Consider the following 14,927-nt stretch of genomic DNA (forward strand, 5'->3'; position numbering starts at 1 on the left):
CAATTAAATGGCGCTTGAAGAATACGTCGGCTCGATTGTCCTGTACGTCGATGGCCAGGAAATCGAAGTGACTGACGTTCGTCCCCAGACGAACACCGGCCGCAAGCTGGTAAAAACGATGAACCGCACTGGCCGCGCTAAGGGATATTCAAAAGGCATCGCTGAATTCAGCCTGTCTATCACTGTTGTACTCCCGAAAAACGTCGCGCAACCGGACTGGGATGAACTGGTGGGAGCCAAACTGACCATCATGGATATGGATGGGAACCCGCTGTACAGCTATCTCGACTGCTTCTCCACCCAGACAGGTGAGCAGTATACGGTCGATAACGAGGCTCGCCGCGATATTACGGTCCAGTCTCTGCGTAAGGTGCAAGGATGATGAAAGCGTCAGGAAAACTGATTTACGGCGTTCAGGTCGGTGATGAAATTCACTATGACTACACCGTCACACTGCCGGTGATTCGCCACACGGTGAACGCGCTGGCCGCGACGGGTGACGCTTTCGAAGACCCGGACTCTGCCGCCGCTCGCATGTACTACCGTGTGGCGGTTATCGCTGAAGTCTTTGAGTCACTGGGCACGCTGGCTAAAGAGGATATCACCCCGGAAATTCTGCTGGACGGTCTGACCGACGATGATATGGACATCATCGATGCGGAGCTGGCAGGTCTTAAAAAAAAGCGGATGCAGGCATTGCCCGACTTGAAGGACTCCGCAGAGCAACCCTCATCCTCGGCAAGTTCGGAATCAGCCCCGACAGAGTCGAAGGCATGACGGTAGCCGGGCTCACTGCCTGGCTTGATACCCTTGACGGGCTGCACGGCAAAAAACCGTCAGCCCGCGAACCCCGCATCAAATCCCGCCGCACGCGTAACAAGAAGGGGAAACGGTAAATGCGTGACCTTAAGCTGGCACTCAGTCTTATCGCCAAAGATACCGGCTCTAAGGCCTTACGCCAGGCACTTGTCGGTATTCAACAGCAGACAACGGCGAACAAAAAAGCCGAAGATGAAGCCGCCCGTTCCCGTGAGCAGTCGGCGCAAAGCGGTATCCGAGCTGCCCGCTCACTGCAGCAGGAATACCAGCGCTCAGCCAGTGCCCGTTCGACGCTGGGCATTCGTTCTGAGCGGGAGATCCAACGAGAAATCGCTCAGACTCAGGCCGCCTATAACCGTCTTTTGCGCACTGGCACCATGACCGTCAACGAACAGACCCGTGCGTTCAGGGCAATGACCAGTCAGGTGTCGCAGCTGCGTGGCGAACTGAATGGCGCGGGTCAGTCTATGGGACGTCTGGAACGTGGCCGTATGTGGGGTGGTAATGCTACGGCCGTTGTTGGTGGACTCACCGCTGCAGGTGCCGTTGTCGCACCATCTGTCAGAAATCAGATGAACTACGATGAACGGCTTGCAAATATGAGCAACACTGCTTTTGATAGCCGCAATGCCAGTGGGCGTATTGGCGGCATCAAAGAGCTAGATAAACTTGTACGTAGAGCTGTTTCAGTAGGTGGAGGAAATAAAGATACTGCCGCAGAATCCCTGAGTGAATTACTCGCATCCGGGAATATTAGCTTTGATTCAGCTTCATCGTTTCTTCCTTTAATTCAAAAGTATGCAACTGCATCGGATTCAAGCCCAGTCCAACTGTCAAGAATGGCAATTGCATTGAAGAGAAATTTTGGTATTTCAGACGAGCAAATTCCAACTGCGCTCAATATGGCTATTAAATCTGGTCAGATGGGCTCATTTGAAATGAGGGATATGGCGAAATGGTTTCCACAGCAATTAGCTGCTGGCGGCAGTATCGGAATGAAGGGTCTTTCGGATTTTGCTTCGCTTCTTGGTTTAAATCAGGCCTCAGCTACTTCTGCTGGTTCGGCTGATGAAGCCGGAAATAACGTTGTAAACCTTCTCGCCAAGATAACTAGTGCAGATGCGGCAAATGCTGCAGCAAGAATCAAAATCAATGGGAAAGGCATTGACCTACCGGGGACATTAGCACGCGCTCGCGGAAAAGGAATGAACTCTCTGGAAGCTTTTGATGGTCTGGTTAATAAAATCGTTAGCAACGATACCCAGTATAAAAGCTTAGAGAAAAAACTTAATTCAACCTCGGCTGAACCAGAGCGTAGAGAAATTATGGAGTCTCAGGCAAAAATTCTTGAGGCTTCAGCTGTTGGTCAAATCATTGCAGACCGTCAAGCCTTAATGGCTTTGATCGCATATCGTGCAAACCGTCAATATGTTAATGAAGTTACTGCCGGTGCTAATGAGCAACGAAACTTGCCTGAGGGACAAACGGCTGGAGATATTAATTTTTCTGTAATGTCCAGTCGCCCTGGTTATCAGGTGAACCAATTAAACAATACCCGCGACTTTGCGCAGATGGACGCTGTGCAACCCCTGTCGGATATTCTCGGCAAATTATCCGGCGAGTTAACCGATTATGCTGGCGCGTATCCTGGCCTGACTAAAGCGATGGCCAGCGCCGAAATGGCCATCAAAGCCATGACGGCCGCAGCCTGGGTTTTTGCTGGTCTGCAGTTCCTGTCTAAAAGTGGTTCAGTTATGCCTTCTAAGGCCCCCGTTCCTGCAGGGGGAACGCCCCCAGTTGGCGGTGGAATCTGGGGCGGTTTGACAAAACTGTTTGGTGCGGGCATGTCTGCCACTGCGATCGCCACCTTCACCACTAACGAAGAAGACGATGAGGTTGCCAATGGTCCGGCGAAATGGGCGGCTCTGCGGGCAAGATACAGTCAGGACCGTATCGATCGCGCCCGCAAGATTTATCAACCCTGGTATCAGTTTGGTCAAGGCTACGCCAACGAGAATGAAACCTGGCTTGCTCAGCTGGACAAGGACGAAATAGCGGGCACTGTGCCTGCTGAGCGCGATTCCTGGTGGGCGTCTCCGGAGGCGATCAATATCCCGCAGAGTGCGGGTGGTTATGCCATTCCTCCTTTTATGCAAAATGCGCCGGCTGCATCGCCAGTGCTACCGCCAATTAATGCGACCCTGAAAGTGGAGTTAGACGGCCGCGTAATCGCAGAGACGGTTAATGAGATTAACGGGCAGTCAGCAACCCGTGGCCCGCAGGGAGGACCATACTGATGTCATGGGAAACAGACCTTCAGGATGCCTCATTCAGAGGCGTCCCGTTCGATATCATCAACGCCCGGGACAGTGTGCAACGTGACATTGCACAGCATGAATATCCGTATAAAAACGGTGCGAACATTGAAGACCTGGGCGAGAAGCCGCGCAGTCTTCAGTGTCAGGCCGTTTTCTTCGGGGACGATTACGAAACTCGCCTGCAGGCCTTTATCGCCGCGATAGATAAACGCGGTCAGGGTGAGTTGATCCATCCGGTTTTTGGTTCGATGCCGGACATGCAGTGTTATGTATACCAGATCAACCATGACGCAGAGAGTCCGGACTATTGCACGGTCGACGTCCAGTTCCTGCAGTCAGGACTCGATGTTAAGTTTTATGCCCGGGACTGGCCACTGAGTCAGGCGGATGCCATTTTTAACCAGGCACAGAGCATCCTGGATAATGCCTCTGCATTGCTTGAAAGCGCAATGCAACCCCTGCGAACCGCCCGGCGCTACATGGCCAGAGTCAAAGCGCTGGGGGTGACAGCGTTGAATATGGTTTCATCTTTACGCGGTGAAATCACCGGCTTCATCAGCAGCACCACGGATTTTGTTAACTTCCCCTCTGCTTTCATGACCGATATTCAGTCCGCACTGGGCCTGCAGAGTTCGGCGGCGTCGTCTTCTGTCAGCAGTGATTCGACCGTTTATGCATCCACGCCGGCAGTGGTGATGGCGGACTGGTCAGCAGTCAAAACGCAGTCTGATGGTGTGGCAAAATTACCTGAATCCCTGGTCAATGGAGAGCAGGCTGTAACTGTTGAGATGCCGGCGAACGTCAGCACCAGCGACGTGCGCGAACTGATAGCGATGACGTACACCGCCGTTGCTATCGAACTGGCTCAACAGGCAGCGGATTTGCTTAGTGATGAAGTTATCACGGCAGCACTCAGTCCGGATGATATCAGTCTGATTACGGCGGATGCACGCCAGTCCGTCCAGAACGCTATCGATGTGGTCAGAAGCACATGGGCATCTGAAATGGCCAGTGTCAGCAGTGCGCAAACCAGTATTGCCCTGAAGTATCAGCCGGTGGTTAATGGCCTGCGGGATATGGCACTTTCGCTGCAGGTCATGGGACTGGCGTTAGTGAACGCACGTCCGCCACTCATCCAGCGTACTGTAGCCAGTGACACGAACCTGCACCTTCTGGCCCACCTCTGGTACGGCGATTACACCCGCGCAGGCGAACTGAAATTGCTTAATCCGGCGTTGCGTGATCCTAACAACATCATCCAGGGAGATGTGATCAATGGCTACGCAGAATAAGCAAGCCGCTCAGGACGTTGACCTGGATAAAGTGTCGGTCATTGTGGGCGGTAAAGTCTTTTCAGACTGGTCAGGCTACGGTATCGACAGTGACTTCCTTATCCCGGCCGATGCCTGGTCGATGCGTCTGGGCCTGCCATCGGGGATTTTCCCGAAAGAGGTTATCAGGGGTGCACCGGTTCAGGTGCGTGTCGGTCCGGATGTGGTCATGAATGGCCGTATTGATCGTGTGTCCCGTTCCGTCAGTCGTGACCAGGTGTCACTGTCTGTCGCTGGCCGTGATGGTGCGGCCATTCTGGTTGATTGCTCTGCACCCGTATTCACCAGCCGACAGGTCAGCCTGGAAGAAGTGATCGCCCAGGTCGTGCGGCCGCTGGGTATCAAAAACATCGAGCTCCATGCTGAGAGCTCTATCCGCAACGACAAGGTCACTATCGAGCCAGGTGAGCGGGCATGGGAGACACTGTTGAGAGCGTGCGCTGGTCGTGGTCTCTGGCCCTGGTTTAATCCTGACGGCACGCTGGTTATTGGTGGTCCCGACTATACAGCCGAACCCGTAGCCACGCTCATCATGCGCCGCAGCGGCGAAGGCAATAACCTGCTCTCTCTCTCGGATGAGAGCAGCATTGAGCGCAGTTATTCACGCCTCACGGTGCTGGCCCAGAGCCACGCACATTCCACGAACAAGAAGAAAGACCTCGGTATTGTCGACCTCGATGACAACAGCGTTTCAGTGTCGGATGAAGAGATGGATACCGGGCTGGCAGAGACTGGCCAGCATGGTCTTCAGTTCGCAGTTGAGGACCCGACTGTCAATTTCTATCGCCCTCTGGTGGTGGTGATGCACGACGCTGACGACCAGGAACAGGTCCGCTATAGGGCGCGTAAGCTGATGGCTGATGCGCGACTGGAGGGATACAGCCTGATTGCCCGTGTTCAGGGGCATCGCACGAGTAACGGCACCTTATGGCAACCCGGTCAGCGTATTCATGTCATCAGCGAACCTCACGGCATTGATGCCGTATATTTTTTGATGGGGCGTGAGTTCACGGGCGGTCGACCGGGAGGGAAAGTGACCACGCTGCGACTTAAAGAAGACGGCGTCTGGATTCCGGATGCCTGGCCGAAGAAGAAAAAAGGCCGCAAAAAACGTCAAAAACCAGAACTGGGGATAGTCGATGTGGGGTGAAGTTGACAGGCGTGTCCGCGCCGCAATGCGAGGCATACGAAGCGCTTTTCGTGGGCGTTTAACCCGCGTTAAAACTGATTTAAAAATCCAGCAGGTTCAGCTCAAAGGGCTTGCCGGCGAGCAGCTGCAGGACGCAGAATTTTTCCAGCACTTCGGTTTCACCAGTTGCCCGCCTGCCGGAACGCAGTGTATTGTGCTGCCCATGGGCGGACAGACCTCTCACGCCATTATTATCGCCACTGAGAATGGTGCATATCGCATTCAGGGGCTGGCCAGTGGTGAGGTGGCCATCTACTCTTCTGAAGGTGCGTATGTACACATCAAGAAGGGGCGCATCGTTGAGACTGAGTGCGACGAATATCGCGTTAAAACGAAGAAGTATATTGTTGAATCTGAGCAATACACTGTCGGTGCGACAGATAAAGCCAGCTTCACCACGCCTGAACTGGAGACCAGCGAAAACTTCAAAGCTGGGGGCGAAATTGAAGATGGCAAATCGACCATGGATGCCATGCGTCAGACCTACGACGACCACGACCATGAGCACGGCGGCGATGCCGGCACTACCGAAAAACCCAACCAAAAAATGTAGTTCTCCAAACCCACTGAACCCCTTCACCTGATTCTCTCTCATCCACGCTGACACTATGCCAGCGTGGACAATCTATTAGACCCGACAACCGGTGATTACACCGGCACAAACACTTCATCTCTGGCAAACGCAGTGTATCTCCGCCTGATGATTCCGCTCGGCTCCTGGTGGGCTCAGCCGGATGTCGGTTCGAAATTGCATTTGTTGAGGAGAGAGAAAGATGTAACTCGCGTACATAAGCTGGCCCGCCAATGGGCTGAAGAGGCGCTGGCTCCCCTGACTGCGGATACAGACGGGCGAGCCAGCAGCATCACTGTTGAGACATTCCAGGAACGAGACGGCTGGTTGCTGTTATTAATTACCGTTATTCAGGCTGATGGCGTCACCGTGCCTTTAAGCCATCAAGTGAGGGTTGCGTAATGCCGTTTATCACCCCGACATTCGAGGAGATTCGCAGTGATATCTTGCGGGATATCAGCAACCTCAATACTAAAGCGGATACCGGCGTTGACAGTGATTACTACGTCAGGGCCAGCTCGGTTGCCAGTGTCGCCGTGGGACTTTATCAATATCACGGCTGGACTGTCAGGCAGATTTTTGCTGACACTGCAGATACTGAATTTCTGGAATGGCATGCCCGAACCCGTAAGGTGTTACGCAAAAAACCGACGAACGCAAGCGGTCCGGCAGCCGTCACCGGCGAGCCTAATGCTCAGGCTGATGCAGGGCAGACAATCAACCGTGGCACACTCTCATGGATAACGACGGAAGCGGTAGTCCTGGACTCTGAAGGGAATGGCTCGGTGCAGGTTCGTTCTTTGACTGCCGGTGCTTCAGGTAATTCAGCCGCTGTCCAGTCAGCGACCTTCGCCAGCACTCCCGTGGGTTTAGACAGCACGGTAATCATTGGCGTCCTCTCCGGGGGAACCGATGAAGAAACTGACACGGAACTGCTGGCCCGATATTTAGATATCCTCCGTCGTCCTCCAGCAGGGGGAAATAAATACGATTACAAGCGGTGGGCGATGTCAGTTGATGGTGTCACGGGCGCGTATGTCTATCCTCTGCGTCGTGGTTTAGGCACCGTCGATGTCGTTATTACCTCGGCCAATGGAACACCCTCAACGGAAATTATCCAGGCTACACAAGACTACATTGACGATGTTCGTCCGGTGACGGCCAAAAATACGCTGGTATTAGCACCAACTTTCAAAATCATTGATCTGGATATTAAGGTCGCGCTACAGGGTATAACTCTTGCTGCCGCCACTGTATCTATCAATGACGTTCTCGCAGATTATGTCGGTTCCCTGCTTCCGGGTGAGACCTTTATTCGTTCCCAGTCAGAGATGCTGGTTTCCTCGATAACGGGCGTAACAGACCGTTTAATTGTTTCACCCGCAGCGAACGTTGTTCCCGTTGTTGATGCCACTATGGTCGAGTGGATCAGGCTGGGCGTTGTCACGGTAGGTACGTTATGACAGCTAGCTCAAAACTGCTGGCATTGCTTCTGCCACCCGTTGCCTATGACACGAAAAAACCAAACCTGAAAGCGGAACTACAGGCTGAGGGCAATGTTTTCGACAAGGTTAAACAGAGCTCTGAAACCGTCGTCAGGTCAGTCACTCCCTTTTATGCCACTTCGCTGTTACCCGACTGGGAGCGCGTTTTTGCGCTGACTCCACCTGCTGGGGCGACTTACCAGCAACGTCAGCAGCGTGTGCTGGCAAAGCTTGCTGAAGTCGGTGGCCTCAGTATTCCGTACTTTATTCAGCTCGCCAGCACCCTTGGCTACACCATCACCATTGACGAACCGCAGCCATTTCGCGCGGGAGTGAATCGGGCAGGTGATCGTCTCTGGGTTGCAGATATTATCTGGGTATGGCGCGTCAATGTTCAGAATTCAGGTACTCAGGTTTACCACTTCCGCGCAGGTAGTTCTGCGGCCGGAGAGCGTCTTACCTCTTTTGGCGACCCCGTCATAGAAGAAGTTTTCAATGACCTTAAACCCGCCTTTACGTTTTGCTACTTCTCATATCAGGAGAATGAATAATGCGCCCCTTAATGCCACCGGTGCAGACGCCGGATAACCTTTTTCACGACGGTGACCCATCTACAGGGGACCTGGGAACTATCGTGGAAGCAGAACACCTGAATAATGTACAGGCAGCGCTCAGGGACGTTCAGGCGGAGCTGATTTCAGTTCTTACTGCTGCTGGTGTGGAACCAAACCCGAATACGTTCCAGTTAGTTTTAGCACTTGAAGCACTCTTTGCCGCTAAATCTGACACGCTGGGAGCGCTGTCCTCCTTGGTCGGTGCTGCAGACAAACTCCCGTACTTCACCGGACCCGGTGAGGCAACCCTCACTAATTTGACGTCAGTGGGCCGCAATGTCATCAGTCAAACCTCGATTGCAAACCTTCTCTCATACCTTGGTTTGGGAGGATTGGGGCTCGGGAGCGCTTTACCTGTCGGTGTACCCGTGCCGTGGCCAACAGCAACGCCGCCGACTGGCTGGATAAAATGCAACGGCGCATCGTTCTCCGCATCCACATATCCGCAACTGGCCGTGATTTTCCCGGCGCTTGTTTTACCAGACCTGCGCGGCGAATTTATTCGTGGGTGGGATGACGGGAGAGGAATTGACTCGGGGCGCACGTTGCTTAGTGATCAGCTGGGTACGTTCGTCTCCGTTGACATCAACTACGCTGACAGTGGTTTGGTTGGCGCTATCGGCACAACCGATCCCACTGGCGGTATAGCTAACGTGAACGGCGATACTATCACTACGCCACTCACGAAAACTGCGTTTCAGTACGCAAACGTTTCAGGTCTGGCTGCGACAACGTCACTACCCGGGAACACCGTCGCGACCAGGCCGCGCAACATTGCATTCAACTATATTGTGAGGGCTGCATAATGACGATTGCAGTGTTAGATAAAGAAAAAATGGCGGCAGAAGCTGGTTTCATCACTGTTTATAACTACTCTGCGCAAACGGGTGAGTATACCGGTTCGGCAGAAGAGTACCTTGCAATCGGAGTGGGTCTTCCTGCCTTTTCAACCGAAATCCAGCCCGCAGTTACCCAGGCTGGTTTTGTCGCGGTCTTTAATGGTAGCGGCTGGGTTCTGCGTGAGGATTACCGCGGCGCAACGGTATATTCGACGGCAGACCGCTCCGCCGTTGTAGTTGATTATATCGGTGCCGTTAAAGACGGTTATGTCACCATCGCCCCCACAACACAATTTTCCGCATGGAATGGCACTGTCTGGGTAATCGATACAGCAGCGCAGCAAGCCAGCGCGGTCACGGCTGCTGAGCAGGAAAAAGAGAAGCGACTTACCACGGCACAACAGTCTATTTCACTGCTACAGACAAAGTTATTGTTAGGTCGAAAATTAACTGATACCGAAACAGCCAGGTTAAATTCATGGTTGGACTACATCGACGCGGTGACAGCAATAAACGCTAGCTCCGCGCCTGATATTAACTGGCCTAAACTTCCGGCTGAATAGGCCAGATGATTTCCGGTGCTGTTGACGTATCAATTCTGTTCAGCAGCACCCGGTACTGCCTCCACAATTTGAGTAAAGCAACATCGTCAGGCTGAAGTTTGTCACCCATGACATCTGGATCAGTCGCATCCTGGAGGATATTAACTTTCTCAGTTGCGATTGCCAGTAGATGGACTTTTCGCGCAGCTGCCTGGGCAACGATCTGTTCATAAGTTGGCTCGGGTTCATCAACCCATACAGGACGCCCGCCAACTGCACCCAGCAATTTCCCTGCTGGGGGTGTCTGCTTCCAAAATGTCGCAGCTTCTTCATCAGTTGCCAGAACGGCATCGGAGGGCCAGTTCTCAGGGGGGTACGTGCCGTCTTCTTTCCACTCAACCGGGATGAAGGAATTAAGAGTCGGTGAGAAATAAGCTGTAGTCATGGTTAATACCCTATAGCAAAAACAAATGCTGTTAATCCGGCACCACCGGTACCGCTGATACGCAACATGAAGTTGCTGAAAGTTTTGGGTGTTGGATCAGATATGTTGTTAAAAGTTAGGGTCGGGTAATCAGCTCCTGACGTACCCTGTCGGTGAAATGTCCCCCATACCCCCAATCTGGCATTAGGAAATGGCGTTGGGTATATCCATGCCGTATCGCCGCCAGCGCCAGATAAAACAGTCCCCCACTGAACAATCAATCCACCAGGAACATCTGGTATGCGGATGAAATCATTAGCTGAGAATGTTCGCTTGTTGAATAGGCTCATCACGGCCGCAACGCTCGGTAAAAGATTTGTGGCCGTTCCCGTAGCCATTTGCGAGTTTGTCGCAACACCCTGTTTTGCGGCATCTCCTAAACCAACGTTTTTGAAAATGCCAAACCACCCTTTAACTGGCTCTATTTCTTCCTTTTAAAGGGGTTTAAATCGTGCTTATTGGCTACGTCAGAGTGTCAACAAATGACCAGATTATGGTTCTTTAACTTGCGGTATCGGATTGCGCAGCATGTGAACTAATTTTCGAAGATAAAATGTCCGGGAAAGTTGCGCGGCGTTCATTTTTGCACAATGTAAAATCTATGTTTTTATGCATTTAAATCAGTGCAGAATAAATTGCGTTTTCGTGCGAAAAAATTCGCCGCGCTACACTTTTTGCGCAGAAAAAGAGTGCCCACATAGACGGTCAGCAGGAACTGGCCAATAAAACCGAGGAGCTCAAAAGTCACAACCCAAAGCCCTCTGGAAGGAAAGTTGCTGCCGAACATCAAAAGGACGCGCGTCGTGTTATTGATGGATAAAATACTCAGCGCTAAGGTTACAAGCAGCCCTATCGCGGGAAGGTACAACCAGCCGCCGATCTTCCTGAACTCTTTGGTCTCACAGGCTTCGCAGTAGTCGCTGTCTTTCAGCGCTTCGCTATCACATTGAATGCAAATATTTTTTCTGACTTCGATCGGATTTTCCATCTGTCCCTGCTTTCCTGTTAAAACGCCCTGCGCCTGGCACGCAGGGCCTGATATTACGCCGTCGCCTGCAAACGGAATGAAGCCATCGCCTCCAGCAATTCACGGGACTGCTCTTCCAGCGAGCGCGTCGCCGCAGAGGACTGCTGTACCAGCGCAGCATTCTGCTGCGCGGTCTCATCCATTTGGCTGACAGCAATGTTGACTTGCTCAATGCCCCGACTCTGTTCCTGCGAGGCGCTGGCGATCTCACGCATCAGTTTAGTCATTCTCATGACTTCGGAGGCAATTTCGTCCATGGTTTCACCGGCCTGCATCGCCAGATCACTCCCTTCCGAAACCTGAGCCTGGGAACTGCTGATAAGCTGACGAATCTCTTTAGCCGCATCACCGCTGCGGCTCGCCAGGTTACGCACTTCGCCGGCAACGACCGCAAATCCACGGCCCTGCTCACCTGCACGTGCGGCTTCAACGGCAGCATTAAGCGCCAGGATATTGGTCTGGAAAGCAATGCTGTCGATCATGCTGAGGATGTCTGCAATGCGGCTGGAACTCTCAGAAATATCCTGCATCTTCTCAATGACGTAGCAGACCATTTCGCTGCCACGATCGGCGGTATCCGAAACCGTTTTCGCCAGTTGGTGCGCCTGGTCGGCGTTATCGGCGTTCTGTTTTACGGTTGCAGTAATTTCTTCCATGCTCGCAGCGGTTTGCTCCAGCGACGTCGCCGTAGATTCAGTACGCTGCGCCAGATCGACGTTACCTAATGTCAATTCACGGCTGCCGGTGTCAATTTGCGAACTGGCGTCACGCACGCGAGTCACCGAAGTGATGAGCGAATAGCGCATGTTCTCAATCGCCGTGTTGAGGCGGTTAAACTCTTTACTTGCAGTGTGAGCACTGACTTCGGTCAGATTACCCGCCGCGACATGCTCCAGTTGGCTAATTGACGCCTCCAGTGGTTTGAGCAGCATATGGCGCAGTGAGAGCCAGGCCAGCACAATCACCCCGGCAGCCGCCAGCGCGACAACCATAATCAGCATCATCACGAAGTTCTTGCTCGACTGCACTGAATCCACTTCCGCCTTACCACGTGCTTCGCCCCATGCCTGGAATGCCTGCATGTCATTATCGAACTGACGAGAGATAGGGATAAGTTTGTTTTCCAGCAGATCGTAATAATCATCGGCGCTCTGTGCTTTTAACGCCGCCTGCATCGGTTTGATCCCCTGCGCGACATAATCTGCGTAGCTTTTAGAAACCTGAGCCAGTAACGCGGTGCCTTTTTCATCATCCACGCCCGCCTTGAACACGCTATCCAGCGCCTTCTGACCTTTGTCGATCTCGCCGTTAATGTTTATAACCGACTTCTCCGCGTCGGCCAGCAGGCCGACTTCCATCATGCGCACCGCCTGACCCGACTCGTTACGCGCACGCAAAATTCGCGTGTAACCTTCATTCAGGCGCGCCATTTTCTCGCCTTGCAGAACGCTGATGCGCTCCAGTGAAGAGGAACTTTTAGTGAGAGCATAAACCCCCATGCCGCTGACCAGCAGCAGGAGGAAAGTCATAACGGCAAGGAGCGAAAGCAAGCCGGTGCGGAGCGAGAGCGTTCTGAGCATGATAGTTTTTCCGGTAACAGGGATTCTTTCAGGCGTAAATTAAGCCTCATTGGCAGGTTATCGTCCGCCACCGGAAAAACTTTAGCTGTTTTTAATAATTTCAAGGTGTTACTGCTTTGTTGCCGCCGTGCTAACGCGCGTAACAGGTGAGCTTTGGCGGTTCTCCCAGAGCACCGTAAGGCCACGTTGTAACGCGATAAAAATAAACAACAAAATGCCGATGGCGATTTTGGTCCACCAGGAACTGAGCGTACCGTCAAAGTTGATATAGGTCTGAATCAGCCCCTGAATAGCGACACCGAACAACGTGCCGAGTACCGTACCGACGCCGCCGCTGAGCAGCGTGCCGCCAATCACCACCGAGGCAATCGCATCCAGTTCGACACCCACTCCCGCCAGCGCGTATCCCGCCTGGGTATAGACCGAGAAGACAATGCCCGCCAGCGTTGCAAGACCCGTAGAGAGCATGTAGATACGAATGGTGGTACTGCGGGTAGAAATCCCCATCAGATTCGCAGAAGTGGCGCTGCCACCAATGGCATAAACTTCATTGCCGAAGCGAGTGCGGTGCGCGAGGAAAATGCCAATCACCACCACACCCAGCATTAGCAGCCCCATTGCGCTCAGACGCCCGCCACCGGGAATCAGCCAGGAGAGGCTGGACAAGCTATCGTAGACTGGGTGGTTAATCGGAATCGACTCTTCAGAGAGCAGGTAGCTCACCCCACGCAGGAAGAACATTCCGGCCAGCGTGATGATGAAAGCAGGGATTTTCAGCGCGTCGATCAGCAGCCCCATAAATGCCCCGAATGCGCAGCCCATCACCAGCACCAGAGGAAAGGCTAACAGGGGAGAGATGCCCCAGAAGCCGATCGCTTTGGCTAAAAACACCCCGGTGAAGGCAATAACAGAGCCGACGGAGAGATCAATCCCGCCAGAGAGAATCACAAAGGTCATGCCGACGGCGATAATGCCTAAAAAGGCATTATCGGTCAGGATATTACAAATCACGCGCGTCGACGCAAAACCAGGAAACTGCGTCAGGCAGTAGAGATACCCCAGCACAAAAACGCCGAGGGTGATCATCAGCGGCAGGTTACGTTTGATCATGTCCGCTCTCTCCTTTTAATCAGTGCGATAAAGCGCGGCGACTGAACAATCAGTACGCACAACACCACCACCGCTTTTACCACCTGGTTAAGCTCCGGCTGGAAGCCTGAGAGCAAAATCCCCGTGTTCATGCCCTGAATAATCAGTGCACCGATGACCGACAGCACCAGGTTAAAACGCCCGCCCATCAGCGATGCGCCACCGATCACGACGGCCAGAATGGCATCCAGCTCCAGCCATAATCCGGCGTTATTGGCATCTGCGCCGCGAATATCCGCCGCAACAATCACCCCGGCAATCGCCGCACAGACACCGCTCAGCACGTAGGTGAGCATGACCACCACGCGGGTATTTACCCCGGCATTTTTGGCGGCACGAATGTTGATGCCGACGGCTTCAATGAACATGCCGAGCGCCGTTTTACGGGTGAACAGCCAGAAGATGACCAGCGTCACCACCGCAATAATGACCGGCGTCGGGAACAGCAGCAGCTTGCCGCTGCCGATCCACGCCAGATCCGGGGCGTTAAAAGTGACGATTTGCCCGGAGGTAATCAGCTGTGCCACCCCTCGCCCGGCCACCATCAGAATCAGCGTGGCGACAAAAGGCTGGATTTTGAGGATTGCGACCAGCACCCCGTTCCATAACCCGGCTAATATACCGGTCCCAAGTGCCGCCAGCAGTACCACCGGGAGGCTATGCCCGGCGACGGTCATGGAGGCGGCTGTGGCCCCGGCAATCGCCATGATTGCCCCGACTGACAGGTCAATGCCGCCGGTGGCAATCACCAGCGTCATACCAATCGCCAGCAGTGCAACGGGTGCCGCGCGGTTGAGGATATCGATAGGGCTACCGAAGAGGCGTCCGTCCTGTAACACCACTTGCAGGAAATGGGGGGCGACCATACTGTCGACCAACAGCACCAGCAACAGCGCCAGAATTTGTGGTGTGCCTGTCGGCCATTTAAAGCGCCGTTTTGCCGACCCGGTTTGTGGAAGTGATTGAGGCATCACACATTA

17 protein-coding genes and 1 pseudogene are annotated in these 14,927 nt (G+C 53.3%); 12 read left to right on the forward strand and 6 right to left on the reverse strand.

Annotation, left to right across the window (positions count from 1 at the left end; translation table 11 throughout):
* Nucleotides 1-7 precede the first annotated feature (7 nt).
* The 12 genes from AC5JPW_RS12610 to AC5JPW_RS12665 all read left to right on the forward strand — a co-directional run bounded on the left by AC5JPW_RS12610 (nt 8) and on the right by AC5JPW_RS12665 (nt 9,728).
* Nucleotides 8-382, forward strand: a complete 375-nt coding sequence (locus tag AC5JPW_RS12610; protein WP_494240687.1) for a phage tail protein — start codon at nt 8-10, stop codon at nt 380-382.
* The gene (locus AC5JPW_RS12615; protein WP_494240689.1) at nt 379-777 is read left to right on the forward strand and encodes a hypothetical protein; all 399 of its coding nucleotides are present in this window, start codon (nt 379-381) and stop codon (nt 775-777) included. Before AC5JPW_RS12610 ends, AC5JPW_RS12615 begins: the two co-directional genes overlap by 4 nt.
* Nucleotides 774-896, forward strand: coding sequence for a hypothetical protein (locus AC5JPW_RS12620; protein WP_494240690.1), 123 nt, complete (start codon nt 774-776; stop codon nt 894-896). The genes AC5JPW_RS12615 and AC5JPW_RS12620 overlap by 4 nt, the downstream gene beginning before the upstream one ends.
* Nucleotides 897-3,116 carry a phage tail tape measure protein gene (locus AC5JPW_RS12625; protein ID WP_494240692.1) on the forward strand — a complete coding sequence of 740 codons (2,220 nt, stop codon included), beginning with the start codon at nt 897-899 and terminating at the stop codon, nt 3,114-3,116. It abuts the gene before it with no gap.
* The gene (locus tag AC5JPW_RS12630) at nt 3,116-4,429 is read left to right on the forward strand and encodes a DNA circularization protein (protein ID WP_494240694.1); all 1,314 of its coding nucleotides are present in this window, start codon (nt 3,116-3,118) and stop codon (nt 4,427-4,429) included. Before AC5JPW_RS12625 ends, AC5JPW_RS12630 begins: the two co-directional genes overlap by 1 nt.
* Nucleotides 4,413-5,618: a phage baseplate assembly protein gene (locus AC5JPW_RS12635; protein WP_494240696.1), complete on the forward strand. Its 1,206-nt coding sequence runs from the start codon at nt 4,413-4,415 to the stop codon at nt 5,616-5,618. The genes AC5JPW_RS12630 and AC5JPW_RS12635 overlap by 17 nt, the downstream gene beginning before the upstream one ends.
* 25 nt (nt 5,619-5,643) lie before the next feature.
* Nucleotides 5,644-6,210: a phage baseplate assembly protein V gene (locus AC5JPW_RS12640; protein WP_494240698.1), complete on the forward strand. Its 567-nt coding sequence runs from the start codon at nt 5,644-5,646 to the stop codon at nt 6,208-6,210.
* A 63-nt stretch (nt 6,211-6,273) separates the two neighbouring features.
* Nucleotides 6,274-6,630, forward strand: coding sequence for a phage GP46 family protein (locus tag AC5JPW_RS12645; protein ID WP_494240700.1), 357 nt, complete (start codon nt 6,274-6,276; stop codon nt 6,628-6,630).
* Nucleotides 6,630-7,691 (forward strand): baseplate J/gp47 family protein, encoded by a 1,062-nt coding sequence (locus AC5JPW_RS12650; protein ID WP_494240701.1) that lies wholly within the window; start codon nt 6,630-6,632, stop codon nt 7,689-7,691. The genes AC5JPW_RS12645 and AC5JPW_RS12650 overlap by 1 nt, the downstream gene beginning before the upstream one ends.
* Nucleotides 7,688-8,263, forward strand: coding sequence for a YmfQ family protein (locus AC5JPW_RS12655; RefSeq protein WP_494240703.1), 576 nt, complete (start codon nt 7,688-7,690; stop codon nt 8,261-8,263). Before AC5JPW_RS12650 ends, AC5JPW_RS12655 begins: the two co-directional genes overlap by 4 nt.
* Complete coding sequence (locus AC5JPW_RS12660) at nt 8,263-9,132, forward strand: phage tail protein (RefSeq protein WP_494240705.1); 870 nt, start codon at nt 8,263-8,265, stop codon at nt 9,130-9,132. The genes AC5JPW_RS12655 and AC5JPW_RS12660 overlap by 1 nt, the downstream gene beginning before the upstream one ends.
* Nucleotides 9,132-9,728 carry a tail fiber assembly protein gene (locus AC5JPW_RS12665; RefSeq protein ID WP_494240707.1) on the forward strand — a complete coding sequence of 199 codons (597 nt, stop codon included), beginning with the start codon at nt 9,132-9,134 and terminating at the stop codon, nt 9,726-9,728. Before AC5JPW_RS12660 ends, AC5JPW_RS12665 begins: the two co-directional genes overlap by 1 nt.
* Here AC5JPW_RS12665 and AC5JPW_RS12670 read toward each other — a convergent pair.
* The 6 genes and pseudogenes from AC5JPW_RS12670 to ytfT form a co-directional block, all read right to left on the reverse strand.
* Complete coding sequence (locus AC5JPW_RS12670; protein WP_494240708.1) at nt 9,709-10,152, reverse strand: tail fiber assembly protein; 444 nt, start codon at nt 10,150-10,152, stop codon at nt 9,709-9,711. The two genes, AC5JPW_RS12665 and AC5JPW_RS12670, sit on opposite strands and share 20 nt — an antisense overlap.
* A gap of 2 nt (nt 10,153-10,154) precedes the next feature.
* On the reverse strand, nt 10,155-10,529 hold the full coding sequence (locus tag AC5JPW_RS12675) for a gp53-like domain-containing protein (protein WP_494240710.1): 375 nt from the start codon (nt 10,527-10,529) through the stop codon (nt 10,155-10,157).
* A 269-nt stretch (nt 10,530-10,798) separates the two neighbouring features.
* Nucleotides 10,799-11,179, reverse strand: coding sequence for a DUF2569 family protein (locus AC5JPW_RS12680; RefSeq protein WP_494240712.1), 381 nt, complete (start codon nt 11,177-11,179; stop codon nt 10,799-10,801).
* Between the two features lie 53 nt (nt 11,180-11,232).
* Nucleotides 11,233-12,798, reverse strand: a complete 1,566-nt coding sequence (locus AC5JPW_RS12685) for a methyl-accepting chemotaxis protein (RefSeq protein ID WP_494240714.1) — start codon at nt 12,796-12,798, stop codon at nt 11,233-11,235.
* A 108-nt stretch (nt 12,799-12,906) separates the two neighbouring features.
* On the reverse strand, nt 12,907-13,908 hold the full coding sequence (yjfF, locus tag AC5JPW_RS12690; RefSeq protein WP_494240716.1) for a galactofuranose ABC transporter, permease protein YjfF: 1,002 nt from the start codon (nt 13,906-13,908) through the stop codon (nt 12,907-12,909).
* Nucleotides 13,895-14,921 (reverse strand): annotated as a pseudogene (ytfT, locus tag AC5JPW_RS12695) (galactofuranose ABC transporter, ATP-binding protein YtfT). Before ytfT ends, yjfF begins: the two are co-directional and overlap by 14 nt.
* Between the last annotated feature and the right edge of the window lie 6 nt (nt 14,922-14,927).

The sequence above is a fragment of the Phytobacter sp. genome, assembly GCF_059074235.1.